Origin of the sequence: Acidovorax sacchari, assembly GCF_042847045.1 — a bacterium.
GTDB classification, from domain to species: domain Bacteria; phylum Pseudomonadota; class Gammaproteobacteria; order Burkholderiales; family Burkholderiaceae_C; genus Paracidovorax; species Paracidovorax sacchari.
Window position 1 is genome coordinate 4,887,741 of the sequence record NZ_AP035783.1, and the last position, 23,363, is coordinate 4,911,103.

The window sequence follows — 23,363 nt, forward strand, 5'->3', positions numbered from 1 at the left end:
TTGCATCAAGCCCCCCAGCAATACCCGGCGCTATCAGGCTAGCGCTACCGGCTCTCCCGCCCATTCATCGCCGGCCCGAACCTCTCTAAGCCACGCATCAAGGTCCGAAGGGCTCAGTTCCAGAGGCGGCAACAGCCCCGCCTACGCGCCACCACCCCGTGTCTACCTGGGAACGCATCCCGCCCATCTGCGGTACGGAGGGAACCACCCCCTGGAGCCGCACGAGATCCAGCAGGCGGCGTACCATCTGGCCGCGTATGCCGTTGGCGATGAGGTCACGAGCCCGAGACGGCTGGCTGCCGCAGGGCAAACCGTACATGACGTGCGTGCGCTGTTGAAGCACGGCCGAGGTAATGTGCAGGCAGACAACGCGCCATCAGGTGGACAAAACCAGATCGGTTCTTCGGTGGCGAAGATGGCAGCGGACGCCACCAGCATGATCGCGACGGCGGTAGCCATGGGCGCTGCAGTCTGCGATCAGATCGCACCTCTCGTCGGCATCGTCCATGCGCCGCACATGGCGCCGAACGAGCGCAGCGAAACCGTTGGAGGCACCGTCCACTTGCACGAGATAACGAACGCGGGATATGCCGTCCCGACCCGGACCGGGCACACCTGGAACGAATTGCGGCGCCAGTCGGACGGCCGCCACGGAAAATCGACCATCGTCATGGAAGCATGGGGCAATGGCCCTGCCGTTCGGCTGCAGGACAGCGCGTGGAGCCGGACCCCGATCGAAGAGCAGGTATGGGCGTTCGACAAGGACGATGCCGGACGGATGAAAAGCCGCCTCGAAGGGCTGGTTCCGCTGGTTCACCCTGACAACGACCCCTTTACCGAAAAGAAGCTGAACAGGATTCTGCGCGACCCCGTGCAGTGGGAACAATTCGTGGAACCGCAAGTGGTGTCCGGAGAGTTCGCCGACAGGGCACGCGCCGCGTTATCGAACATGCATACGGGGGAGCAGAGAGCAACGGCGTCCAGGGTGATCCAGGATACCTATGGCATGGAGCCAGGCACTGACGAACACCAACATGCGGTGGAGTCCGTCGTCGCCACCGCATACCAGCTAGACGCACTGCACCGTTCTGCTCCCGTGGTTCCGTGAGAAAGCCGATGCGGCCATGGAACACTAGCCTGCATTGGCCTTCCGCTTGAGCACGCCCAGCGCCAGGGCCGTCACCACGGTGCCGGCCAGGATCGCGGCCGCGTACGGCACGACATGGTTCACCGCGTTGGGAATGGCCAGCACGAACACGCCGCCGTGCGGCGCCTGCAGGCCGATGTTCCAGGCCATCGAGAGGCCGCCGGCCACCGCGGAGCCCAGCACGCAGGCCGGGATCACGCGCAGCGGGTCGCGCGCCACGAAGGGAATGGCGCCTTCGGTGATGAAGGCCAGGCCCAGCACGGCGGAGGCCTTGGAGGCTTCGCGCTCTTCGGCGGTGAAGCGGCTCTTGAACAGCCAGCAGGCCAGGGCGATGCCCAGCGGCGGCGTCATGCCGGCGGCCATGGCGGCGGCCATGGGGTTGGCCACGCCGCTGGCGATCAGGGTGGTGGAGAAGACGTAGGCCGCCTTGTTCACCGGCCCGCCCATGTCGAAGGCCATCATGGCGCCGAGGATCACGCCCAGCAGCACGGCGCTGCCGGTCTGCAGGCCCTTGAGCCAGTCCGTCAGCGCGCCCATCACGGCGGCCATGGGTGCGCCGATCACCATCATCATCAGCACGCCGACGATGGCCGCGCCCAGCAGCGGCAGGATCAGCACGGGCTTGAGCCCGTCCAGCCCGCGCGGCAGGCGGATGAAGCGGTTCAGCCAGTGCACCGCATAGCCGGCGATGAAGCCTGCCGCGATGGCGCCCAGGAAGCCCGCGCCCACGGTGCCGGCCAGCATGCCGCCGATCATGCCGGGCGCGATGCCGGGCCGGTCGGCGATGGAGTAGGCGATGTAGCCCGCCAGCGCGGGCAGCATGAGCGCGAAGCCCGCCTTGGCCCCGACCTGGAACAGCACCCAGCCGAGCGTGCCCTTGTGGGCGTCGTCATAGACGTAGATGCCGCCCAGCGCGAAGGCCAGCGCGATCAGCAGGCCGCCCGCCACCACGAAGGGCAGCATGAAGGAGACGCCCGTCATCAGGTGCTTGTAGGCGCCGGAGGATTCACGCTTGCCAGCCGTTGCCGGGGCCGCCGCCGTGCCGCCGGCCGCAGGGGCGGGCGATGCGGAAGCGCCCCACGCCTGGGCCTGTGCCCGCGCCTGGGCGAAGACCGCCGCCGCATCGTGGATGGCGGCCTTGGTGGAGGTGGCGTAGAGGCGCTTGCCGGCGAAGCGGTCGCGGTTCACCTGCGTGTCCGCCGCGATCACCACGAGGTCGGCCCCGGCGATCTCGCCCGCGGTGAGCGCGTTCTGTGCGCCCACCGAGCCCTGCGTCTCCACCTTGATGGTGTGGCCCAGCGCACGCGCGCCCTGCTCCAGCGCCTCGGCGGCCATGAAGGTGTGGGCCACGCCCGTGGGGCAGGACGTGATGGCGACGATGCGCAGGGGGCCGTCCTGGGGCGCGGCCGCTGCGGGTGAAGCCACTGCGGGAGCAGCGGCCTGCACGGGCGCACCGCCCGCGCGGGCCAGCGCGGCGCGCACCACGCGTTCCGCATCGGCCAGCACCTCCTGCGGGGCGGCTTCGTGCACGAGGGCCGCGGCCGTGCCCAGCAGGTCCTGGCGGTCCACGGGCATGTCGGCGGCGATGATGGCCGCCGCGGCGCCCGCCAGTTCGCCGTCGCTGAAGCCGCCCTGGGTGCCCAGGCTGCTGTGCACGCTCACGGCGATGCGGTGGCCGAGCGATTCGGCCGCGGCGCGCAGCGCCTCGGCCACCATGAAGCTGTGCGCCGGGCCGGCCTGGCTCGCGGCGATGGCGATGAGTTGGGCCATGGTGTGTGTCTCCTGATTGCTTTAGAGCGGCGTGGCCTGGATGGATGCGGCCAGGGCATCCACCTCGGCGCGCGGGGGCAGTCCCGGCGCGATGCGCTGGATGCGCGCGGCCGCGCAGGCCATGCCGAAGATCGCGGCGGCGGGCATGGCCCGGCCCTGCGACAGGGCGGCGAGCGTGCCCGCCACCAGTGCGTCGCCCGCGCCCACCGTGGTGGCGACGGGCACGCGGGCGGCCGCGGCCTGCCAGCAGCCTTCGGCCGTGGCGATCACCGCGCCGTCGCCGCCCAGGGACACGGCCAGCTGCCGCACACCGTGCGCGCGGCACAGCACGCGCGCGGCCTGCGCCACATCGGCGGGCGTGGGCAGTTCGCGGCCGGCCAGTTCTTCCAGCTCCGCCCGGTTGGGCTTGATGAAATCGACGGGCACCACGGCGCCGCGCGCCGGATCGGCCAGCGCCTGCAGCAGTTGCCGCAGCACCGCGCCGCCCGTGTCGATGGCGATGCGCGCCCCGCGCGCCGCCACGGCGCGGGCGATGCGCTCCCACACGGCGGCATCCGCGCCGGGCGGCAGGCTGCCGGCCAGTTCGCACCAGTCGCCGGGCCGCACCTCGGCGCACAGCGCGGCGGTCAGGTCAGCCTCGGCGCGCGCGAGGGCCGCGGGCTCCATGGCCAGGCCCGGCAGGTTGATGTCGGTGGAGTCGCCGCGCGCGGCATCGGCGATCTTGATGTTGGTGCGGGTGGATCCCGGCAGGCGCAGCATGCCGTCCGCGATGCCGCGCGCGGCGAAGGCGGCCGCGAACACCGCGTCGTTGTCCGCGCCCAGCCAGCCGGTGGCCGTCACCGGCACGCCCAGCGCCGCGAGCACGGCCGCGACACCCACGCCCTTGCCGCCGGCTTCCACCTGCTGGCCCAGCGCGCGGTGCACGCTGCCGGGCACGAGCGACTGCACGCGCACCGTGTGGTCGATGGCCGGGTTGAGGGTGACCGTGAAGACCCGGGGCGTCGCGTGATCAGCCATGGTCGGCCTCCTGCCCGGGCGCCTGCGGGGCCGGGCGCAGCGCGGCGCCCAGGGCGCGCACTTCGTCGGCCGTGTCCACGTCGAGCGCGCTGCGCGCCAGCGCCTGCAGCTCGGCCAGGGAATGGCGCCGCAGCAGCGCCTTGACGGTGCCGATGTCGCCCGCGCTCATGCTCAGCTCCTGCACGCCCAGGCCCACGAGCAGCGCCGCGCCCAGCGGCTCGCCCGCCAGGCCGCCGCACACGCCCACCCAGCGGCCGTGCCGCGCCGCGCCGGCCACCGTGCGCTCCACGAGGCGCAGCACCGCGGGATGCAGGCTGTCGGCCATGCCGGCCAGTTCCGGATGCTGCCGGTCCACCGCCAGCGCGTACTGGGTGAGATCGTTGGTGCCGATCGAGAAGAAATCCACGTGGGCGGCCAGGCGGTCGGCGGTCAGCGCGGCCGAAGGCACCTCGATCATGATGCCCACCGGTACCGCGGGCGCCTGCAGCTCGGCGCGCACGGCTTCCATGCGCGCGCGCAACTCGCGCACCTCTTCCACGGTACTGATCATCGGGAACATCACCTGCAGCGGGCCGTGCTGCGCAGCGCGGTAGAGCGCGCGCAACTGGGGCACCAGCAGGTCGTCGCGCCGCAGCGCCAGCCGCGCGCCGCGCACGCCGAGGAAGGGGTTCTCCTCCACGGGCAGGTCCAGGTGGGGCACGCGCTTGTCGCCGCCGATGTCCAGCGTGCGCACCACGAGCGGCCGGCCCTGCAGCGCCTCGACCATGCCGCGGTACGCCTGGTATTGCGCCTCCTCGTCCGGCACCGTGTCGCACTCCAGGAAGAGGAATTCGGTGCGCATCAGGCCCACGCCTTCGGCGCCGGATTCCAGCGCCTTCGCGACCTGGTCGGCGCGGTTCACGTTCGCGGCGATCTCCACCGTGTGGCCGTCGGTGGTGGTGGCGGGCTCGCGGCGGGTGCGGGCCTCCTCCTCCTGCCGCCGGGCCAGGCGCGCCATGCGCTCGCGCGCTTCCACCAGAGCGGTTTCGCTCGGCGCCACGTACAGCCGGCCGCGGTAGCCGTCCAGGATGGCCGGCGTGCCGCCCAGTGCCGGGCCCGTGCCGTCGCGCGCGGGCAGCACGCCCGGGCCGGCGGCCACCACGGCGGGCAGGCCCAGGGCGCGCGCCAGGATGGCCGTGTGCGCCGTGGGGCCGCCGCGCGCGGTGCAGAAGCCGCGCACGCGTTCGGTGTCGATCTGCGCGGCCATCGAGGGAGAAATATCGTCGGCCAGCAGGATGGCATGGTCGGGCCAGGCGGCCCCGGCCGCATCCGGCCCGGACGCCTCGCCGCCCAGGCCCAGCAGGTGGCGCAGCACGCGCTCGCCCACGTCCTGCAGGTCGGCCGCGCGGGCGGCCAGGGTGGCGTCCGGCAGCGCGCGCTGCGCGGCCACGCGCTCGTGCACCGCGTGGCGCCAGGCCCAGGCGGCGCCGTGGCGCTGCACCACGGTGCGGCTCACGGCCTGCATCAGTTCGGCATCGCGCAGCAGCCCCTGGTGGGCCGCGAAGATGCCGGCCTGCTCCGCCCGGCCGGCGGCCTTCGCCCCGGCGGCCAGTTGTTCCAGCTGCGCCTGCGCGGCGGCGAAGGCGCTGTCGAGCGCGGCGGCCTCGGCGGCCACGGAGGTGAAGCGGTCCTCCACGTCCAGGGCCGCCGCATCCGCATGCACCAGCGTGCCCACGACCAGGCCGGGGCTGGCGGCGATGCCGGTGAAGGTGTGCCGAGCCGCAGGCTGCCAGTCGCCCAGTTCACGGCCCAGGCCCTGGGCCTGGGCCTGCCGCGCGGCCGACAGTTCGGCCTGCCGCGCCTCTTCCTCGCCGAGCCGCACGATGGTGGCGGCCAGCGTGGACAGCGCGGCGGCTGCATCCGGCCCCTGCGCGGACAGGCGCAGCTGCGCGCCACGCCCGGCACCCAGGCCCAGCAGCGCGGCCACGCTCTTGGCGTCGGCCACCGCATCGCCGCAGCGCACGTGTACCCGCGCCTGGAAGCGGCCGGCCACGCGGGCCCATTCGCCGGCCGGCCGCGCATGCAAGCCGCTGGGGTAGTTGAGGGAGAGCTCGCGACCGAGCGGGAAATCCTCCAGCGCCGCGCCCTGGGCGCCGGCACCCGCAGCGCCCTCCGGCGCATCGGCCGTGAGCGCCCGCACGATCTCCTGCACGTCGCCCGTGGTGGCCAGGCGCTGCATCAGGGTGGAGTCGCGCATCACGCGGGTGAGCCGGCGCAGCACCTGGATGTGCTCGTCGGACGCTGCGGCGATCGCCACCACCAGCTTCGCCTGCTTGGCGTCGTCGCCCCAGCGCACGCCGGCCGGCACCTGCAGCACGGCCAGCCCCGTGCGGCGCACGAGGTGCTTGTCTTCCACCATGCCGTGCGGAATGGCCAGCCCCTCGCCCAGGAAGGTGTTGGCGACCTTCTCGCGCTGCAGCAGGCTGTCGACATAGGCGGGCTGGATGTGGCCGGCCTGCGCCAGCAGTGCGCCGGCGGCGCGCACGGCATCCTCGCGGTTGTGCGGGGCCGCCCCGAGGCGGACCTCGACCGGAATGGTGGACATGGACATGTCTCCTGAATTTGGTATCGATTCCAGACTAGATTATGGAACGGTGGCTCGCGCCCGGGCAACCCGCACTGCACCTCCGTCGCCATGGAAACCAGGGAAAACACCTAGCAAATTAGAGGTCCCGAGCATTTCTGCGTGCATATCGATGCCGCCGGCAACCATGGGATGGAAAACGGCTGCCGCACCGCTTGCCAGATGAATCATGGAATCGTTACCATCCAACGAACCCTGTACTGGCGCCCCTGTGCCCGGTACCTGCCCCGTTATCCCAACCGCCTTGCCCAGGAGTCCGGATTGGCCAGCATCAAGGACGTCGCCCTGCGCGCCGGCGTCTCCACCACCACCGTCTCGCGCGTGCTCACGACGCCCGGCGCCGTGCGTTCCCCGCTGCGCGAGCGCGTGGAGCAGGCCATCGCCGACCTGGGCTACCGGCCCAACCTCGCGGCGCGCCGGCTGCGCCAGCGCCGCGCCTCGATCGTGGGCCTGATCGTCTCGGACATCCGCAGCCCCTTCTTCACCGATGTGGGACGTGCCGTGGAGGACATGGCCTACCGCAACGGCCTGCGGCTCATCCTCTGCAACAGCGACGAGAACCCCGCCAAGGAGCAGTCGTACCTGGAGCTGATGGCCGACGAGCAGGCCAGCGGCGTGATCCTGTCGCCCACCATGGAAGGACTGCAGCGCCTGCGGCCCGGGGACTGGCCGTTTCCACTCGTGCTCGTGGACCGCGCGCTGGACAGCTCGCGCGTGGACCGCGTGGTGCTGGACAACCACGGCGCGGCGCGCCGCGCCACGGAACACCTGCTGCAATCGGGCTGGCGGCGCATCGCCCTGCTCGCCGGCATCCACAGCACCACCGGCCAGCAGCGCCATGCGGGCTATGCCGACGCCCTGGCGGCGCACGGCCTCACGCCACGGCCGCTGTGGCTCGACCCCACGCGCGACGCGGGCGAGCGCGCCACCGCGCAGTGTCTCGCCGCGCCGCCCGCCGAGCGCCCCGACGCCCTGCTCGCCACCAACGGGCTGCTGCTGCTCGGCGCCCTGCAGGCCGTGCAGGCCGCGGGCCTGCGCACGCCGCAGGACATCGGCATCGCCGGCTTCGACAACAACGACTGGACCGCCCTGCCCGCGCTGGACGTGACCACCATCGCCCAGCCCACCTACGACATCGGCCGCACCGCGGCGGAACTGCTGCTGCAGCGCATGCAGGACCCGGCGCGGCCTGCGCGGCGCGTGGTGCTGGAGGGAGAGCTGGTGGTACGGGGCTCCAGCGCCAGGCCCAGGGCCTGAACAGGCCCCGGCGGGCCGCCGGGCTTCGCACGCCCCGGTGCCGCTTCGCACTGCGCGCGGGGTCTGGCGGGGCGCGCGGTTACTGTCGGTGGTGACCATGTCCGCTCCATGCGGCATGGCCCGCTCCATGCTCCGTATCCAGCGAACCTTCCCGAACCCGTCCGCGCAGCACACCGCTCCGGACGCGACCCCGGGCCCTGCCCCGAGTGCCAGAGACACGACGCCAGACGGCACCACCCTTCGGCAACTGCTCACCGAGCCCGAGGCGGCGTCGGGAGCCCGGGGTCCTGCCGGCCCGGCGCCACGCGGCACCACCCTCCGGCAACTGCTTCGCGAACCCGAGGCGGCATCCGGGGCCCTGCCCCCCCGGCAGGCACCACCGGGGTCATCGGAACAGCCACGCCACCGACCTACGCTGTGGCAGTTGATGCACGCCGAACGCGGGAGGGTGGGCGCGGGCCTGCAGCCACCCGCCCAGGCTCTGTCGCAGCGCAAACCCGCAGCAGCGCCAGCCCCGGAGGGCGCGCCCCATGGCGAACGCCTGCGGAAATCGGCCGCCGACCTGCAGGCCGTGGACCCGGAATCGGCCAAGGCCTTCCAGCGGTGGGCCCGCGGCCTGCAGGACCAGGCCACGATACTCGAACAGCCATTGACGCAGGCAGACCTGGAGCTGGTCGATGCCGTGGTGGCAGAGGCCCTGCGGTCCACCACCTTCCGGCGATCCTTCACCGACTTCCTGGTGGAGCACGCCCCCGGCGATCTCCACCTGGACGGATCACCGCGCGACGAAGGTTTCCAGCGCATCGCAGGCGATGCCTGCACCGCCTATGCGCGCATGCTGGAACACCGGATCATGGGCAGCCTGGGCCAGGACGAGGCACTGCACTTGCTGCTGGACGCCTTGCGCGATCCCCGCCTGGGCCTGTCCCGGCACACCTTGCTGCACGAGACGCCTCCCACTGGAGGCCCCGAGCGGATATGGCCGCCACTGCGGGCCTATGTGGTCCTGCACGACCCGGCAGGTTCCGTAGCCCAGGAAGAGGCCGCCGACCTGGCAATCGATGCTTTCGAGCAGGCCCGGCAGGGCGGCATCGAGGACGCCGAGGCCGTCGCGCGGACAAAGGCAGCGCAAGCGCACGCGAACGGCGTGGCCGAACAGCGCGCCCGCGCACTGCTGGAGGACTGGGGTTTCGGCCGCCCCGCCCCTGCGGCGGGCGGGGCGCGCAACCCTCTCAGGGTGTCGGCCGGAACGTGATCACCATCTCCGGAGGGAACTGCCCGTTGTCGTCCGCGGGCACCCGCTTGACGCGCGCCACCGCGGCCAGCACGGCCTGGTCCCAGTCCTTGCTGCCGCTGGGCTGCACCAGCCGGTAGCTTTCGATGGCGCCCTGGGCGCTCAGCCGCAACCGGACTTCGGCGGCGGGATTGCCGGTCAAGCCCTGCGGCAGGATGATCTGCGACTGGAAGGCGTCCCGGATCCGCTGGGCGTAGTCGCGCGGCTTGACTGCGAGGCCGGTGACCGGCTTTTCCGCGGGACCGGCGGCCGGCTTGTCCGACAGCACGAAATTGAACGGGATGCGGTAGCTGGCGTCCACCGCGTACCCCTGGCTGTCCTTGGCGGGGTGGAAGGTGGCATTGCGCACGGCGGCCAGGGCCGACTCGTCCAGTTCCCGGTGGCCGGAACTCTGGGCGATGGAGACATCCCGCGCCTGCCCCATCGATCCGATGGTGGCGGAGACGACGACACGCCCTTCGTGCCCCCGGCGGCGGGCCTCGGGCGGATAGACGGGCTGCAGGGGCGCGACCGGGGTGGCACGCGCGGAGAGCGACGGCGGCACGGGCCCCGCCGGCTCGCGGGGCGACAGGCCAGGGTAGATGCCGCCCACCCCGGTCCCTGGCGGAAGGCTGCCGTGGACGGGCGCAGCCGGTGAAGGCGCCGATCGCGGCGGATCGTTCTGCAGGCACGTCCGCAGCAGGGCCGTGAGGATCACCACGCCGAAGATGATCCACCCGTTGCCGATGCGGAAAGACGATTCCGGCACCGAAAAAGGTTTGGCTGCGGGCGCAGGCGCGGGTACCCTGGCCGGCGCATAGGTCAGCCAGCGCCGCCACCGCGGCACGGCATCCGCCCATTCGCGCCACCGCTCCACGTTGCCCAGCGCGGTGATCACGTGCAACCAGTGCGGAAACAGGCTGCGCAGGTGCAGCACCCGGGGCAGGTGCCGCAGCAGGAACCCCGTGCCCGGGCGCCTGTCGTCCCGCAGGCGGCGGATGAGGTCCCGCTGGCCGACCCGCACATTCTTCGGCTGCGCATCGTAGAAATCGAGCTCGTCGATGGCGGACGCGATCACCGCACCCGCGCGCCCGAACGCGGCCAGCCGGCCACGATCGCGGCGCCAGCCGAAACACTCCATCGCGGGCCCGAACAGGTACTCGTGGCCCGGCTGCCAGCCATTCGCCAGCAGGGACACCACGCCGCCCTCGAACAGGAAGCGGGCATCCATGTCGATCAGGTGCTCGCTTTCGAGCGCCTGCTGCAGCCAGGCCCGCACCTTCTCGTGGGCCCCGCGCCGCCGCTGCGGCAGCATCGCGCGCATCGCCTCGAACACCTCGCGGGCCGAGGTTTCCGCAGCCCGCGCAGCGGCCTGCCGCAGCACGGCCGCATCGCCGGTGTTGCCGCCCGGCTCCCGCCCGGCCGGCAGGGGCCCGGCGTGCGGTGGTGGTTCAGCGGGCGCTCGCGGTTCGGCGGGGGGCAGCGGTTCGGTGCGCAGCGGTCGGCCATCCGGCGAGCCGTCTCCTGCGCTGGCGGAAGCCCCACCTTCCGCGGCGCCAGCCCCGGCTGCATCCGCCTCGGCCGGCGCCGCCTGCGCCTCTTCCTGCTGCCGGTGGGCGAACCATTGCAGGGACACCTCGTACGCCTGGCGCAGTGACTGGAAACCCTCGGGATCCTGCTCCTGGTCGATCTGCTTGAGCAGCCGCGCATAGGCCCGCCGGATCGCCCGGTCGTCCGCCGCCTCGTCGAGGCCGAGGTGGGCGAGGAACGGCGGCGGCGTTCTGCTGCCCGCGCTCACGGCTCGTCGTCCGCCAGGACGGCCCCCGTGCGCTCCAGGTGGGCCAGCTGGTCCTCCAGCAGCTTGCGCGCCTTGGCGACGACGCGGCCGTCCTGGGTGGCCAGGGCCCCTTCGAACCGCAGGATCTGCTCGGCCAGCCATTCCCGCGCGCCGCCCCGCAACTGCTGGTAGATGCGCTCCGCATGCGCCATCGCGGTGCGGTTCTCCAGCGCATCGCGCGGATGGATCTTCAGCGTGCCCATCGCCTCGAGGCGTTCGGCGATCTCGGCTTCGGTCAGCAGGCCCGGGTTGCCTTCGATGACGACGCTGAAGGTCTTCTGGGTGCTGGGCACCTTCGCCTCCACCTGCAGCAGCCCGTTGACGTCATAGCTGAAGCGCACCTCCAGGGAGGACTCCTCCCGGCTCGTGCCCGGCAGTTCGATCCGCAGGTTGCCCAGGTGGATGTTGTCCTGCACCAGGCGCGATTCGCCCTGGTAGATCTCCAGATCGACGAACACCTGGTCGTCCCGGGTCGGCGCGTAGGTCTTCATGCGGCTGACCGGCACGATCGTGTTGCGCTCGATGACGGGATCGAAATGGCCTGGCGATGAGCTCCCGTCGGGCATGCGCTTGTTCACGGCCACCCCCAGGGAATAGGGCGACACATCGGTCATCACCACTTCGCTGAGGGCCGCGTCCTTCGCCTTGAGGCCGGCCTGGATGGCCGCCCCCATGGCGACCACCTCGTCCGGGTTGAAGTCGATGGCGGGAAAGCGGCCGAACATCGTCGTCGCGAGCCGCCGGACCATCGGCATGCGCGTGGCACCGCCCGCCAGCACGATGTTGTCCAGCATGACGGTGCGCAGGTTCGCGTCGCGCAAGGCCCGCTCCACCGGCAGCCGCAGCCGCTTGAGCAGCGTGGCGCAGGCGCTTTCGAACAGGGCCTCGTCCACCTCCAGGGACAGGGGCTTTCCCTTGTGCTCCACCGAGAGCACGGCCCGTGTCTGCTCGCTGAGCGCCCGCTTCGCACGCTCGGCGGCCGCGAGGAGCCGCTGCATGAAGTGGCTGTCCCGGCGCAGGGAGTCGGAGAGCTTGAGGCGCTCGAAGAACAGGTTCACCAGGGCCTGCAGGAAATCCTCGCCGCCGAGGAAGTTGTCCCCAGCGGATGCCCGCACCTCCATCACGCCGTCGAACATCTCCAGGATGGAAACATCGAAGGTGCCGCCGCCCAGGTCGAAGACGAGGAACCGGGTCTCGCTGTCCTGCTGGTGCAGCCCGTAGGCCAGCGCCGCCGCCGTCGGTTCGTTGAGCAGCCGATCGACCCGCAGCCCGGCCAGGGCGCCCGCGGCCCGCGTGGCCTTGCGCTGCGCATCGGAGAAATAGGCGGGCACCGTGACCACCGCCTCCTCCACCGGCTCGCCGAGGAACGCCTCGGCATCGGCCTTCAGCGCACGCAGCACCAGCGACGACAGCTCCTCGGGCCGGAACGCGCGCCCGGCCAGCACCATCGTCTTGTCGCTGCCCATGTAGCGCTTGAAGTTCGCGGCCGTCCGGTCCGGGTGGGTCTGCAGCCGCTCGCGGGCCGCACGCCCCACCAGCACCGTGCCGTCCTCGTCCAGGCTGACGCAGGACGGCGTCAGCATCTCGCCGAGCGCATTCGGGATCAGGACGGATCGTCCGTCCTTCCACGCCGCCACCAGGCTGTTGGTGGTTCCCAGGTCGATGCCGATGATCATCCTCTGCTCCATGTCCTTTAGCGTTCTGGCTTCGTTTGAACTGTGTGCGGACCGCTGCCGGTGCCGGCAGGGCGGGTTGCGGGGGAAAGCACTTTAGCTCCGCCGCTGCGCCAGCAGCAGGAATTCCACGCCCTGCGTCCGTGACGATTGCATGTCGAAATGGGTGAGGCTGGCCTGGCCCAGCAACGATGCGCAGTCCGGGCACGTCAGCGCCGGCACGCCCGCGAGTTCGAATGGTCCGACTTTCATCGAGTCGATGAGGATGCCCCTGGCCAGCATCGTCCGTCCGTCCGCGGTCCGCATCCTGACCTGGGGATCGGTCACCCGATAGACAGCCTTCGAAGCCCTCAGCAACTCTTCGCTGACGGTGGTCATGCTGGCTCCGGTATCGATCATGAATGCCAGCGGCTTGCCCTGCCCGAGTGTGACGGGTGCGAAGAAGTGGCCGCCATACACCGGGAGGCGTAGCGCCGAGCGCTCGCCGGACTGGTCCGGCCCGAGTCCGCCGATCACCGTTTCGATCGCGATTCTCTGGGCCGTGAAATATGGAGCTTCACCCTGGACGCTGCGGCGGCTGTCATAGGACTGCAGCAGCGACAGGGCCTCGTAGGGCTTGTGCGCCCTGGTCAGCAGTTGGGCAAGCCGCGCCCTCACGTCCACGAGATCCGGCGCCACCGACAACGCTTTGTAGGACCACTCGATGGCTTCCTGCCCGTGCCCCAGCCTCTCATGGCTGTCCGCGTAGTACGCGAACAGGTCGTAGGCCCCGGTGCCCAGCTCGATCGACCGCTTGAAATGGCCGATGGCCTCCTCGTGCTTGCCGCGCCGGTTGAGCACGATGCCCAGCCGCGCCATCGCCACCGCGTCGTCAGGACGCAGCCGGACGGCCTCCCGCCAGCTCGCCTCCTGGCACCGCAGATCGCCCTGTCGGGCGCACTGGGCAGCCTGGGCCATGAACTCCTCGGCTGTCATGCTGTCCTTGCGCGCCAGCCGGTCGAAATACCCGTGCGACATGAAGACATTGGTTCCGGAAACGAGCAGCATCAACGCGCACCCGGCAGCGAAGACACGGACCTTCTTGCGCTGATTCACCGTGTCGCTGAACAGTGAATACAGGACGACGGCAGCGCCTGGAACCAGCAGCGCGCCGACACCCCTGCCCAGCGAATACGACAGGGAAAACTGGCCGGCATCGTAGACGGCCAGGCTGCACAGCACCAGCAAGACCGCCAACGTGACCGCAACTGCCACCGACAGGCCGCTGGCGGGCTGTTCTCGGAGCAGTGCCTGCCGGATGAACGAGGGTTCGCCCTCCTGCACCGCTGGCAACCGCCCTTCCGGAAGATTCAGTATTTCCTGTACCGGCTTCCAGGCCAGCAAGCCCTCCCGCCAGGCACGGGACTCCGCGCCGAGGGCATCCGTCCCGGACAGCGCAGCCAGTTCGTCCAGTGTCACCGGTCCCTTCCGTTGTCCCGAAGCGTCGAGATACCACCAGACGCTCGCCCCGGCAGTCCCGCCCTGCCCCTCCGTGGACAGGACGGCAGGTTCCATCTGCGTACCCAACGGTGGGTCCGGGGTCCAGGCCAGCACCGGCTCATGGAGCGCCGTCCCCTCCACGGACGAACGTACTGGGCTCGCGCAATAGGTGTTCTGCACGCGCTCGGACACACAGAAATACCAATACCACCCGACGTTGTAGAACAGGACACCCATCAACTGGCCCACCGCCTGCTCCGAGGAATTCGCTCCCATGAACAGCCAGGCTGCCGCCACGTCGGCGATGGCGCACACCACAGGCGCGCCGATCAGCCAGCGTTTGACATGGACCACACTCTGCGGTTCGTGGCGGGTAAGCAGCCGGTAGGCTACCCAGAACTGCCAAACGGTGGTAGCGAACAGCAATAACCAGCAGAACGCCTTGTAGGAGACATACCCCGATGTCTGCGCAAGGGCGGGCTCGCGGGTCTCGAAATCCAGCAGGTTGCGGAGCAGTGATCCGGCATTTGCGACCGCCGCCAGGATCAGGAATCCCAGAAAGACTCGCAACCACCCGCGGAACCCGGACACTATCTCACGGCGCTCGCGGCGCCGACGGTCACCCCAGCGCTTCCACTGCACCACGCCGGCCAGAAACAGCAGACCGGCGAAAAGCGGCATGAAAGGAACGATGTGCTCCATGGTTTCCCGGACGTTTTTATGGTTTTGGTGCCGAGCAAACGGACAACGGCTGGTGCGTGCCGTGCGCCACTGTCGGGCTTGGAGGCCCGAGCATGCCACAAAGTTATGTTTCAAATTGAGCAATTTGATACATAAAGCCTTGAAGCCTGCGGCCCACGCGACCGGGAGCCCTGCCCGGAACGCTTAACTCCCGTCGGGCAGATGGGCCATGCCGCTCCCGTGCGGGGTAGCCACCCCCTGCGTGGAAGGCGACCAGGCATCGGAGGCCGGCTTGCCCAGCAGGGCGCAAACGCAGGCCCCGAGGTCGACACCCAGGTGCTCTTGCGCGGAAGAGGCGCCAGCGTCCTCACGCCTTGCGTGCTGCACGAATCGCTCGAATTCCTCCCAAGTCTTGCCGAAGTGCTCCACGAGGGTTCTCGCCAAGTCGTACGACAGCTTGCTGCCTTCGTCCGTCCGCGAGAACGATCGGCCCGCCCAGAATTGCTGGATTTCGGGAACGCCCCAGAAGCGCAGATGCTGTTCCCGCAACTCCTTCATTTCGGCGTGGGGAAACGGGCCGGCCGTCAGCCGAAACTCAGCATTGACGGCGATGCCTTCGTCGATCCACAGGGGCAGGCGCAGGCGGGCCAGCGCACTGTGTACAAGTTCGTGGGCGATCACCGGCTCGATGGCGGAGAGGTCGGCTCGCCGCACGACGAAATGCGGACAGCCTTCCCCCACGAAAATCCCGCTGCTGAAGGCGAATTCCCCATGGTCCGGATAGAAAAGCCCGATGTAGTGGTAGTACCACTCCTCGTCATCCAGCACCAACAGCACGCTTTTATGGCCGGGCGGGAACTGCGCCAGCGCACCTAGGGTCTGCCGGATGCGGGTACGTGTCGCCCAAACGTACCGTGCGGCGGCGCGGGCCACGCTCCCCTCGAGGGACGACAGGACGAAAGCATGGTCCGTCTCGTGTAGATGGAAATGCGAGCCCAGCACCGACCGGAGATGCATCAGCCAAGCCCGATGGCACTGCAACCGGGCATCTTCGCGCTCGGCCCCGGCTTCAAGGGTGTCCAGCCAATGCTCCACTGCTGGCCAATCGACCACCGGAAAACCACCGGCCGTGGCGACATGGTCCACGAAGGCAAAAGGCGGCCGGCCCGGCATGCAGATCGTCTCCACCGGTGGATCCAGTCTGCCGTCTCCTGCCGCCAGGATGGCATCCCGGGCGCGCCCATGGGACCGGAGATGCCAATGGGTGAAGAGCGCCCCCAGGAAAGGCGTGATCCAGACCATGGCGATATGCAGCCCTCTATGGTCCAGCCCGGCTGCACGCCGGACGCGTACGGTCATCCAGGCATTCAGGCAGAACCAGCACGTGGCGAAAAGAAGAAATTCGACGCTCACGCCTCGCGCGGCCTCACCTTGCCTGCCGCCAGCCGCGCATTGGCGCGCGCCGTGTCCACGTCGTCCGCCCGGGCCACGGCCACGCCCATGCGGCGCTTGGTGAAGCTCTCGGGCTTGCCGAAGAGGCGCAGGTCGGTGCCCGGCACGGCCAGGGCTTCATCGACGCCGTCGAAGGCGATGCCCTGCGCATCGACGCCGCCGTAGATCACGGCACTGGCGCCGGGGTTGCGCAGGGACGTATCGACGGGCAGGCCCAGGATGGCGCGGGCATGCAGCTCGAATTCGCTCTGGTGCTGCGTGCCCAGGGTGACCAGGCCGGTGTCGTGCGGGCGCGGGCTGACCTCGCTGAACCAGACCTCGTCGCCCTTCACGAACAGCTCCACGCCGAACAGGCCCAGGCCCGAGGGCTGGCCGTCCAGGCCGCGGCCCAGGTCGTCCGTCACGGCCTTGGCGATGTCCCTGGCACGCTGCAGCGCCAGGGACGGCATGGGCTGGGGCTGCCAGCTTTCCACGTAGTCGCCGCTGACCTGCTTGTGGCCGATGGGTTCGCAGAAAGAGGTCTGGATGCTGCCGTCGGCCGCGCGGGCACGCACGGTGAGCAGGGTGATCTCGTATTCGAAGTCGATGAAGCCCTCGACGATCACGCGGCCATGGCTCACGCGGCCGCCCGCCATGGCGTAGTCCCACGCCTTCTGCACGTCGGCCGGGCCGTCGAGCTTGCTCTGGCCCTTGCCGGAACTGCTCATCACGGGCTTGACCACGCAGGGAAAGCCGATGGCGGGATGCCCGTCAGTGCCGTCGATGGCAGCCTGCAGTTCCTCGGCCGAATCGCAGAAGCGGTAGGGGCTGGTGGGCAGGCCCAGCGTCTCGGCGGCCAGGCGGCGGATGCCTTCGCGGTCCATGGTCAGGCGCGCGGCGCGGGCCGTGGGGATGACGCGCACGGTGCCGGCGGCCTCCAGCTCCTCGAGCATGGGCGTGGCGATGGCCTCGATCTCGGGCACGACCAGGTGCGGGCGCTCGGCTTCGATCAGGGCTTTCAGCTGCGCCGGATCGCTCATGGTGATGGTGCGCGCATGGTGGGCCACCTGCTGGCCGGGCGCGTTGTCGTAGCGGTCCACGGCGATGGTTTCCACGCCCAGGCGCTGCAGGGCGATGAGCACTTCCTTGCCCAGCTCGCCGGAGCCGAGCAGCATGACTTTGGTGGCGGAAGGCGAGAGGGGGGTGCCAAGGGTGATGGGCATGGTCGTCGTCGAAAAAAGAAAGGAAGGAAGGGGACGGTTGGAGCGTAAAAAGGGCGGCCAATAATAGACGCCATGGCCACTCCCTCCCCGCTTTTCGAGATCGCCCACCTGCGCAAGCGCTACGGCGGCACGGCCGTGGTGGACGACCTGTCGCTGTCCATCGCGCCGGGCGAATGCCTGGGCGTGATCGGGCCCAACGGCGCAGGCAAGACCACCACGCTGCGCATGTGCCTGGGCCTCACGGCGCCCGACGAAGGCAGCGTCCGCTTCCACCCGCCCGGCGGCGACGCGCCGCTGTTCATGCCGCAGGATGCGCGCGCCATCAAGGCGCAGCTGGGCGTGGTGACGCAGTTCGACACGCTGGACCCGGATTTCACCTGCGCCGAGAACCTGCACGTGTTCGGGCGGTACTTCGGCCTGCGCGGCCGGGTGATGGACGAGCGCGTGCCGCGGCTGCTGGAGTTCGCCGCGCTGTCCCACAAGGCCGGTGCGAAGCCGGGCGAACTCTCGGGCGGCATGAAGCGGCGCCTTTCGCTCGCGCGGGCACTGGTGAACGACCCCGCGCTGCTGCTGCTCGACGAGCCCACCACGGGCCTGGACCCGCAGGCCCGCCACCTGATGTGGGAGCGCCTGCTGCAACTGCTGCAGCAGCAGGGCAAGTCGATCCTGCTCACCACGCATTTCATGGACGAGGCCGAACGCCTGTGCACGCGCCTGCTGGTGCTGGACCACGGCCGCAAGATCGCCGAGGGCCGGCCGCGCGAACTCATCGCCGGGCACCTGGAGAGCGACGTGGTCGAGGTGTACGGCCAGGGCGCACTGGCGCTGGCCGGGGATACCGCGCTGCGCGCGCTCGCGGCGCGCGTGGAGGTGAGCGGCGAGACGGTCTTCTTCTACACGCAGGATGCACGCCCGCTGCTGGCCGCGCTCGACGCGCATCCGCAGCTGCGCCGCCTGCACCGCCCCGCCAACCTGGAGGACCTGTTCCTCAAGCTCACGGGCCGCCAGATCCGCGAGTGAGGCGGCTGCCGCCTTCTCGCAGCCCCTGCTCCTCTTTCTTCCGCCTCCAGGATCGATCCCCATGGACTCTCCCACGCCTTCCGTGCCCAGCCACTGGCGCCCGCCCGCGCCCACCGCGCGCTGGTGGCCGGTGTTCCTGCGCAACCTGCTCGTGTGGCGCAAGCTCGCGGTGCCGAGCCTGCTGGGCAATATCGCCGAGCCGCTGATGTGGCTGGTGGCCTTCGGCTACGGCATGGGCGCGCTCGTGGGCCAGGTGAACGTGGACGGGCGCGCGGTCCCCTACATCCTGTTCCTGGCCAGCGGCTCGATCTGCATGAGCGCGATGAACGCGGCGAGCTTCGAGGCGCTCTACTCCGCGTTCTCGCGCATGCATGTGCAGAAGACCTGGGACGGCATCATGAACGCCCCCGTGGGCCTGGACGACGTGGTGCTGGCCGAGATGCTCTGGGCCGCGTTCAAGGCCTTTTTCACCGTGACGGCGATCATGGGGGTGATGCTGGCGCTCGGCATCAGCCACAGCCCCAAGCTGCTGGTCGCCTGGCCCGTGTTGCTGCTGGCGGGCGTGATGTTCTCCAGCATCGCGCTCATCTTCAACGCGCTGGCCAAGGGCTACGACTTCTTCACCTACTACTTCACGCTGGTGCTCACGCCGATGATGTTCCTCTCGGGCGTGTTCTTCCCGCGCGAGCAGCTGCCGGACCTCGTTCGTCGCGTGTCGGACTGGCTGCCGCTCACCAACGTGGTCGAATTGGTGCGGCCGCTCTTCATGGACCAGTGGCCCGCGCACCCGCTGCGCCACGGGCTGGTGGTGGGCCTCACCGCGCTGGCCTCGTTCTGGATCGCGCTCGCGCTCACGCGGCGGCGCTTCGCGAAGTAGGTTTTCCGCTTTTTCTTTCTTTCCTTTGTCTTTTCCACTCGTTCTTCAGGAGGATTCCCAATGACGATCAACACCGTCGGCATCATCGGCGCGGGCACCATGGGCAACGGCATCGCGCAGGCCTGCGCGGTCGCCGGCATCGACGCGGTGATGGTGGACATTTCCGACGCGGCCGTGCAGAAAGGCCTGGCCACCGTGTCCGGCAGCCTGGACCGCCTCATCAAGAAGGAAAAGATCACCGCCGCCGACAAGGATGCGGCGCTCGCGCGCATCAAGACCTCGACGAACTACGACGACCTGAAGGCCGCGCAGCTCATCATCGAGGCCGCCACCGAGAACCACGAACTCAAGGTGAAGATCCTCAAGCAGGTGGACACGATCGCGGCGCCCGGGGTGATCATCGCGTCGAACACCTCGTCGATCTCCATCACGCAACTGGGCGCCGCCACCTCGCGGCCCGACCGCTTCATCGGCATGCATTTCTTCAACCCCGTGCCGATGATGGCACTGGTGGAGATCATCCGCGGCCTGCAGACCAGCGACGCCACGCACGACGCCGTGAAGGCGCTGGCCGAGCGCCTGGGCAAGAGCCCCATCACCGTGAAGAACGCGCCGGGCTTCGTCGTGAACCGCATCCTGGTGCCGATGATCAACGAGGCCTTCTTCGTGCTGGCCGAGGGCCTGGCCACGCCGGAAGACATCGACGCCGGCATGAAGCTGGGCTGCAACCAGCCGATCGGCCCGCTGGCGCTGGCCGACATGATCGGCCTGGACGTGTGCCTGGCGGTGATGAACGTCTATCTGGAAGAGTTCGGCGACAGCAAGTACCGCCCCTGCCCGCTGCTCAAGGAGATGGTGGCCGCGGGACGCCTGGGCCGCAAGACGGGCCAGGGCGTGTACAGCTACTGAGGGCTGCCGCCGAGGCCGCGCGCCTGCGCCTCGCGGCCGATGGCGTCGGCCTGCGCCTGCACGGCCTGCACCACCTGCGGCAGGCGTGCCTCCGTCAGGCGCGAAGAGATCGCGGTGACGGCGATGGCCGCCACCGTGCGGCCGCCGGGAGTGCGCACCGGCACGGCCACCGCGCGCGTGCCGCGCACCACGCCCACGGGTGCATAGGCATGGCCCAGTGCGCGTGCCTGGGTGCAGCGCTCCAGCACGCCCGCGGCATCGAGCCGCAGGCCCCGCAGTCGGGCGGCGTTGCGCTGCAGGATGTCCGCGGCCTCGGCCGTGTCCAGCGCGGCCAGCAGCACCACGCCGCTCACCCCCACGCCCAGCAGGCGCCGCGCCCCCACGTCGATGGACAGCACCTTCACCGGGTAGCTGCCGATGGCGCGGTCCAGGCACACCGAGTCGTCGCCCTGGCGGATGGTGAGGAAGGCGGTCTCGCCGAGCGTCTCGCCCAGGTGCCGCAGGTGCGGCGCGGCGATCGCGCGCAGCGGAAAACCTGCGGGCCGCGCGAGGCCCATGAGCGAGACCTCCCGGCCGATGCGGTAGCGCCGCGTGGCCGCATCCTGCTCCACCGCCCCCTCCTCCACCAGCGCGCGCAGCAGGCGGTGCGCCGTGGGCCGGTTGAGGCCCGTGGCCATCGAGACGTCGATCAGGCGCACGCCGCCCTCCTGCCCGCCCGCGACGATGCGCAGCACCGCGATGGCGCGGCGCACGCTCTGCGCGCCGTCGCGCGGGCCGTCGGTGGAGGCAGGAGAAGAGGACACGTGAGCCGCCCCGCGCTCACTGCGCCGTGGTCACGGTCTTGGCGGTCTGCGGCATGGTGCGCAGCGTGACCACGCGGCCGAGCGTGGCGTAGTTCGGTCCGCCGATGCGGCAGACGGGATCGAGCGCGAGCGTGTCGATCTTGCCGTCCCGCAGCAGGCCCTCGCGCACGTGAAAGCGCAGCACCTCGCCCACGAAGAACTCCGCGCCCGTATCGCCGAACGGGATCACCTGGGACAGGCGGCATTCCATCGCGACGCCGGCATCGGCGATGCGGGGCACGGCGACGGCCTCGCCCGGCGCCGTGGCCAGGCCCAGCAGCCCGGCCTCGCTGACTTCGGGCGGATGCTCGGCGCTGCTCTCGTGGATCTGCTGCAGTTGCCCGCCGTGGCCGATATTCACCACGTACTCGCGGCGCGCGAGGATGTGCGTGGCCGTGTCCTTCCGCCGTCCGGCCTTGCGGCCGATGTTCACGCCCAGCAGGGGCGGCTTGTTCGAGACGAAGGTGAAGCAGGAGAACGGCGCGAGATTCACCACGCCGGTCTCGGACAGCGTGCTGATCCACGCGATGGGACGCGGCACGACGATGCCGCTCAGGAGGCGATAGGTGGCTTCGGGGCCGAGGTCGGCGGCGTCGAGGGTGTCGGTCATGGCAGTGCGGCGGGTGGCAGTCGGATGGTGGGAACCCGCCGGGCGCCGCACTGGCGGCGGCCACCGGGGGCTGCCGGCATTGTGGAAAGGGTAGCCGCCGCCCGGGCCGCCGAATCGCCGATTTGTTCCACATCGCGGACTCTTGCGACGCGGGTGCATTGCTGCGGCAGGGACCGCTTCCTACGATGGGCCCAACGGCCGCGAAGACCCCGACGGGCACCGGCCGCCTACTACGAGACAGGAGACAAACCCCATGCACAGACGCCTCATCCTGCGCGGCGCGGCCGCCCTTGGCGCCACCGCCGCGCTGCTGGCGGGCCCCGCGGCGGCGCAGCCCGGCAGCTGGCCCGACAAACCCGTGAAACTCGTGCTGCCCTACCCGCCCGGCGGCAATGTGGACGGCGCGGCGCGCATCGTCAGCGAGCAGTTGCAGGCGCGGCTCGGACAGCCGTTCATCGTGGACAACCGGCCCGGCGCGGGCGGGCTCATCGCGGGCGAGGCCGTCGCCAAGGCCGCGCCCGATGGCTACACCTTCTTCATGGGCGCGAACGGTCCGATCCTGTTCTCGCCGCTCATCTTCCGCCGCAACGCCTACGACTGGAAAAAGGACTTCGTGCCGGTGAGCTCGGTCTCCTTCACGCCGCTGGTGCTGCAGGTGCATCCGTCCACGCCCTACCGCACGCTGCGCGATCTGCTGGCCGCGGCGCGCCCGGGCGGGCAGAACATCACCATGGCCTCGCCGGGCGCAGGCACCACCAACCACCTCGTGAGCGAATACCTGCAGCGCGAAAGCGGCGCGAAGTGGCTCACGGTGCACTACAAGGGCAACGCGCCGGCCACCACCGACCTGCTCGGCGGGCAGGTGCAATTCAACTTCGACCAGATCTCGGTGGCGCAGCCCTTCATCCAGGCGGGCCGCACGCGGGCGCTGGCCGTCACCTCGCGCGAGCGGCTGCCGCAGTTGCCCGACGTGCCCACGCTGCGCGAATCGGGCTTCGCCGATTTCAGCGCCGAAACCTTCACCGGCGTGCTCGCGCCGCGCGGCACGCCCCAGGCCGTGGTGGACCGTCTCTCCGAAGCCCTGCGCACCGTGCTCGCCGAGCCCGCCGTGCAGGAGAAATTCCGTGTGCTCGGCTCCGAGGCCCGCGGCAGCACGCCCCAGCAATTCACCCAGTACCTCACCCAGGAAGACCAGAGATGGACACCGATCATCCGGCAGGCCGGCATCACGGCGGAATGACGCCCGCGCAGACGGCAGCGCACGAGGGCCCGGCGCCCGTGGCGCGCACGAGCATCTACGTGGAAGGTTTCAGCCACAAGAACCCCATCCCCGCGGCCTGCCGCGTCGGCCCGCTCGTGGAGAGCGGCAGCGTGCTCGGCACCGATCCGGCCACCGGCGTGGTCGCGCCCACGATCGAGGCGCAATGCCGCTTCATGCTGGACAACCTGCGCCGCATCGTTGAGGCCGCGGGCGGCAGCACGGCCGATGTCGTGAAGGTCACGGTCTGGATGAAGGACCGCAGCCAGCGGCCCGCGCTCAACGGGCCCTGGCTCGAGATGTTCCCCGACCCGGCCTCGCGGCCCGCGCGCCACGCGATCCACGCACCCGAGCTCGACATGGGCAAGCTCATCGAGTGCAGCTTCACCGCCTATATCGCCTGAGAGCGGCTCTCTCCATCTTCCACCGCAGTGAA

The 23,363-nt window shown here is 70.3% G+C and carries 18 protein-coding genes; 8 read left to right on the forward strand and 10 right to left on the reverse strand.

Annotation, left to right across the window (positions count from 1 at the left end; translation table 11 throughout):
- Positions 1-355 precede the first annotated feature (355 nt).
- Positions 356-1,108 carry a hypothetical protein gene (locus ACGHC0_RS21640; RefSeq protein ID WP_415266718.1) on the forward strand — a complete coding sequence of 251 codons (753 nt, stop codon included), beginning with the start codon at positions 356-358 and terminating at the stop codon, positions 1,106-1,108.
- A 24-nt stretch (positions 1,109-1,132) separates the two neighbouring features.
- On the opposite strand, the gene ACGHC0_RS21645 is transcribed toward ACGHC0_RS21640, so the two are convergent.
- Genes ACGHC0_RS21645 through ptsP form a run of 3 tightly spaced genes read right to left on the reverse strand, consistent with a single transcriptional unit; the run spans position 1,133 to position 6,518 of the window.
- Positions 1,133-2,917, reverse strand: a complete 1,785-nt coding sequence (locus tag ACGHC0_RS21645) for a fructose-specific PTS transporter subunit EIIC (protein WP_415266719.1) — start codon at positions 2,915-2,917, stop codon at positions 1,133-1,135.
- A 21-nt stretch (positions 2,918-2,938) separates the two neighbouring features.
- Entirely contained in the window at positions 2,939-3,934 is a 996-nt protein-coding gene (locus tag ACGHC0_RS21650; RefSeq protein WP_415266720.1) for a 1-phosphofructokinase family hexose kinase, read from the reverse strand.
- Positions 3,927-6,518, reverse strand: a complete 2,592-nt coding sequence (gene ptsP, locus ACGHC0_RS21655) for a phosphoenolpyruvate--protein phosphotransferase (RefSeq protein WP_415266721.1) — start codon at positions 6,516-6,518, stop codon at positions 3,927-3,929. Before ptsP ends, ACGHC0_RS21650 begins: the two co-directional genes overlap by 8 nt.
- 300 nt (positions 6,519-6,818) lie before the next feature.
- Between ptsP and ACGHC0_RS21660 the strand changes: the two genes are divergently transcribed.
- Both ACGHC0_RS21660 and ACGHC0_RS21665 read left to right on the forward strand, forming a co-directional pair.
- Entirely contained in the window at positions 6,819-7,814 is a 996-nt protein-coding gene (locus ACGHC0_RS21660; RefSeq protein WP_415266722.1) for a LacI family DNA-binding transcriptional regulator, read from the forward strand.
- 427 nt (positions 7,815-8,241) lie between these two features.
- Complete coding sequence (locus ACGHC0_RS21665) at positions 8,242-9,069, forward strand: HpaF protein (protein WP_415266723.1); 828 nt, start codon at positions 8,242-8,244, stop codon at positions 9,067-9,069.
- Here the strand turns inward: ACGHC0_RS21665 and ACGHC0_RS21670 are convergent.
- The 5 genes from ACGHC0_RS21670 to purT all read right to left on the reverse strand — a co-directional run bounded on the left by ACGHC0_RS21670 (position 9,047) and on the right by purT (position 17,411).
- Positions 9,047-10,885, reverse strand: coding sequence for a TonB family protein (locus tag ACGHC0_RS21670; RefSeq protein ID WP_415266724.1), 1,839 nt, complete (start codon positions 10,883-10,885; stop codon positions 9,047-9,049). The genes ACGHC0_RS21665 and ACGHC0_RS21670 overlap by 23 nt on opposite strands.
- Positions 10,882-12,600, reverse strand: a complete 1,719-nt coding sequence (locus ACGHC0_RS21675; RefSeq protein WP_415266725.1) for an Hsp70 family protein — start codon at positions 12,598-12,600, stop codon at positions 10,882-10,884. The genes ACGHC0_RS21670 and ACGHC0_RS21675 overlap by 4 nt, the downstream gene beginning before the upstream one ends.
- Before the next feature lie 93 nt (positions 12,601-12,693).
- Positions 12,694-14,778: a retroviral-like aspartic protease family protein gene (locus tag ACGHC0_RS21680; RefSeq protein ID WP_415266726.1), complete on the reverse strand. Its 2,085-nt coding sequence runs from the start codon at positions 14,776-14,778 to the stop codon at positions 12,694-12,696.
- Positions 14,779-14,961: 183 nt separating this feature from the next.
- A complete protein-coding gene (locus tag ACGHC0_RS21685; protein WP_415266727.1) occupies positions 14,962-16,170 on the reverse strand; it encodes a hypothetical protein in 1,209 nt (402 codons plus the stop codon).
- Positions 16,167-17,411 (reverse strand): formate-dependent phosphoribosylglycinamide formyltransferase, encoded by a 1,245-nt coding sequence (purT, locus tag ACGHC0_RS21690; protein WP_368352901.1) that lies wholly within the window; start codon positions 17,409-17,411, stop codon positions 16,167-16,169. The genes ACGHC0_RS21685 and purT overlap by 4 nt, the downstream gene beginning before the upstream one ends.
- 72 nt (positions 17,412-17,483) lie before the next feature.
- Here purT and ACGHC0_RS21695 point away from each other — a divergent pair, with 72 nt between their 5' ends.
- From ACGHC0_RS21695 to ACGHC0_RS21705, 3 genes are all read left to right on the forward strand, one after another.
- The gene (locus ACGHC0_RS21695; RefSeq protein WP_415266728.1) at positions 17,484-18,431 is read left to right on the forward strand and encodes an ATP-binding cassette domain-containing protein; all 948 of its coding nucleotides are present in this window, start codon (positions 17,484-17,486) and stop codon (positions 18,429-18,431) included.
- Positions 18,432-18,492: 61 nt separating this feature from the next.
- Positions 18,493-19,308, forward strand: coding sequence for an ABC transporter permease (locus ACGHC0_RS21700; protein ID WP_415266729.1), 816 nt, complete (start codon positions 18,493-18,495; stop codon positions 19,306-19,308).
- Positions 19,309-19,368: 60 nt separating this feature from the next.
- Positions 19,369-20,217, forward strand: a complete 849-nt coding sequence (locus ACGHC0_RS21705; RefSeq protein WP_415266730.1) for a 3-hydroxybutyryl-CoA dehydrogenase — start codon at positions 19,369-19,371, stop codon at positions 20,215-20,217.
- On the opposite strand, the gene ACGHC0_RS21710 is transcribed toward ACGHC0_RS21705, so the two are convergent.
- On the reverse strand, positions 20,211-21,020 hold the full coding sequence (locus tag ACGHC0_RS21710) for an IclR family transcriptional regulator (protein WP_368352905.1): 810 nt from the start codon (positions 21,018-21,020) through the stop codon (positions 20,211-20,213). The genes ACGHC0_RS21705 and ACGHC0_RS21710 overlap by 7 nt on opposite strands.
- Before the next feature lie 16 nt (positions 21,021-21,036).
- A complete protein-coding gene (locus tag ACGHC0_RS21715) occupies positions 21,037-21,669 on the reverse strand; it encodes a flavin reductase family protein (protein ID WP_368352906.1) in 633 nt (210 codons plus the stop codon).
- 253 nt (positions 21,670-21,922) lie between these two features.
- On the opposite strand from ACGHC0_RS21715, the gene ACGHC0_RS21720 reads away from it, so the two are divergent.
- Positions 21,923-22,909 carry a Bug family tripartite tricarboxylate transporter substrate binding protein gene (locus ACGHC0_RS21720; protein WP_415266731.1) on the forward strand — a complete coding sequence of 329 codons (987 nt, stop codon included), beginning with the start codon at positions 21,923-21,925 and terminating at the stop codon, positions 22,907-22,909.
- Entirely contained in the window at positions 22,906-23,331 is a 426-nt protein-coding gene (locus tag ACGHC0_RS21725) for a RidA family protein (protein ID WP_368355684.1), read from the forward strand. Before ACGHC0_RS21720 ends, ACGHC0_RS21725 begins: the two co-directional genes overlap by 4 nt.
- Positions 23,332-23,363: the final 32 nt, after the last annotated feature.

Excerpts from the sequence above, each read along its gene's own strand:
- ACGHC0_RS21645 (WP_415266719.1), bottom strand. The coding sequence starts at position 2,917 with ATGGCCCAACTCATCGCCATCGCCGCGAGCCAGGCCGGCCCGGCGCAC.
- ACGHC0_RS21650 (WP_415266720.1), bottom strand. The coding sequence starts at position 3,934 with ATGGCTGATCACGCGACGCCCCGGGTCTTCACGGTCACCCTCAACCCG.
- ptsP (WP_415266721.1), bottom strand. The coding sequence starts at position 6,518 with ATGTCCACCATTCCGGTCGAGGTCCGCCTCGGGGCGGCCCCGCACAAC.
- ACGHC0_RS21665 (WP_415266723.1), top strand. The coding sequence starts at position 8,242 with ATGCACGCCGAACGCGGGAGGGTGGGCGCGGGCCTGCAGCCACCCGCC.
- ACGHC0_RS21675 (WP_415266725.1), bottom strand. The coding sequence starts at position 12,600 with ATGATCATCGGCATCGACCTGGGAACCACCAACAGCCTGGTGGCGGCG.
- ACGHC0_RS21680 (WP_415266726.1), bottom strand. The coding sequence starts at position 14,778 with ATGGAGCACATCGTTCCTTTCATGCCGCTTTTCGCCGGTCTGCTGTTT.
- purT (WP_368352901.1), bottom strand. The coding sequence starts at position 17,411 with ATGCCCATCACCCTTGGCACCCCCCTCTCGCCTTCCGCCACCAAAGTC.
- ACGHC0_RS21695 (WP_415266728.1), top strand. The coding sequence starts at position 17,484 with ATGGCCACTCCCTCCCCGCTTTTCGAGATCGCCCACCTGCGCAAGCGC.
- ACGHC0_RS21700 (WP_415266729.1), top strand. The coding sequence starts at position 18,493 with ATGGACTCTCCCACGCCTTCCGTGCCCAGCCACTGGCGCCCGCCCGCG.
- ACGHC0_RS21705 (WP_415266730.1), top strand. The coding sequence starts at position 19,369 with ATGACGATCAACACCGTCGGCATCATCGGCGCGGGCACCATGGGCAAC.
- ACGHC0_RS21715 (WP_368352906.1), bottom strand. The coding sequence starts at position 21,669 with ATGACCGACACCCTCGACGCCGCCGACCTCGGCCCCGAAGCCACCTAT.
- ACGHC0_RS21720 (WP_415266731.1), top strand. The coding sequence starts at position 21,923 with ATGCACAGACGCCTCATCCTGCGCGGCGCGGCCGCCCTTGGCGCCACC.
- ACGHC0_RS21725 (WP_368355684.1), top strand. The coding sequence starts at position 22,906 with ATGACGCCCGCGCAGACGGCAGCGCACGAGGGCCCGGCGCCCGTGGCG.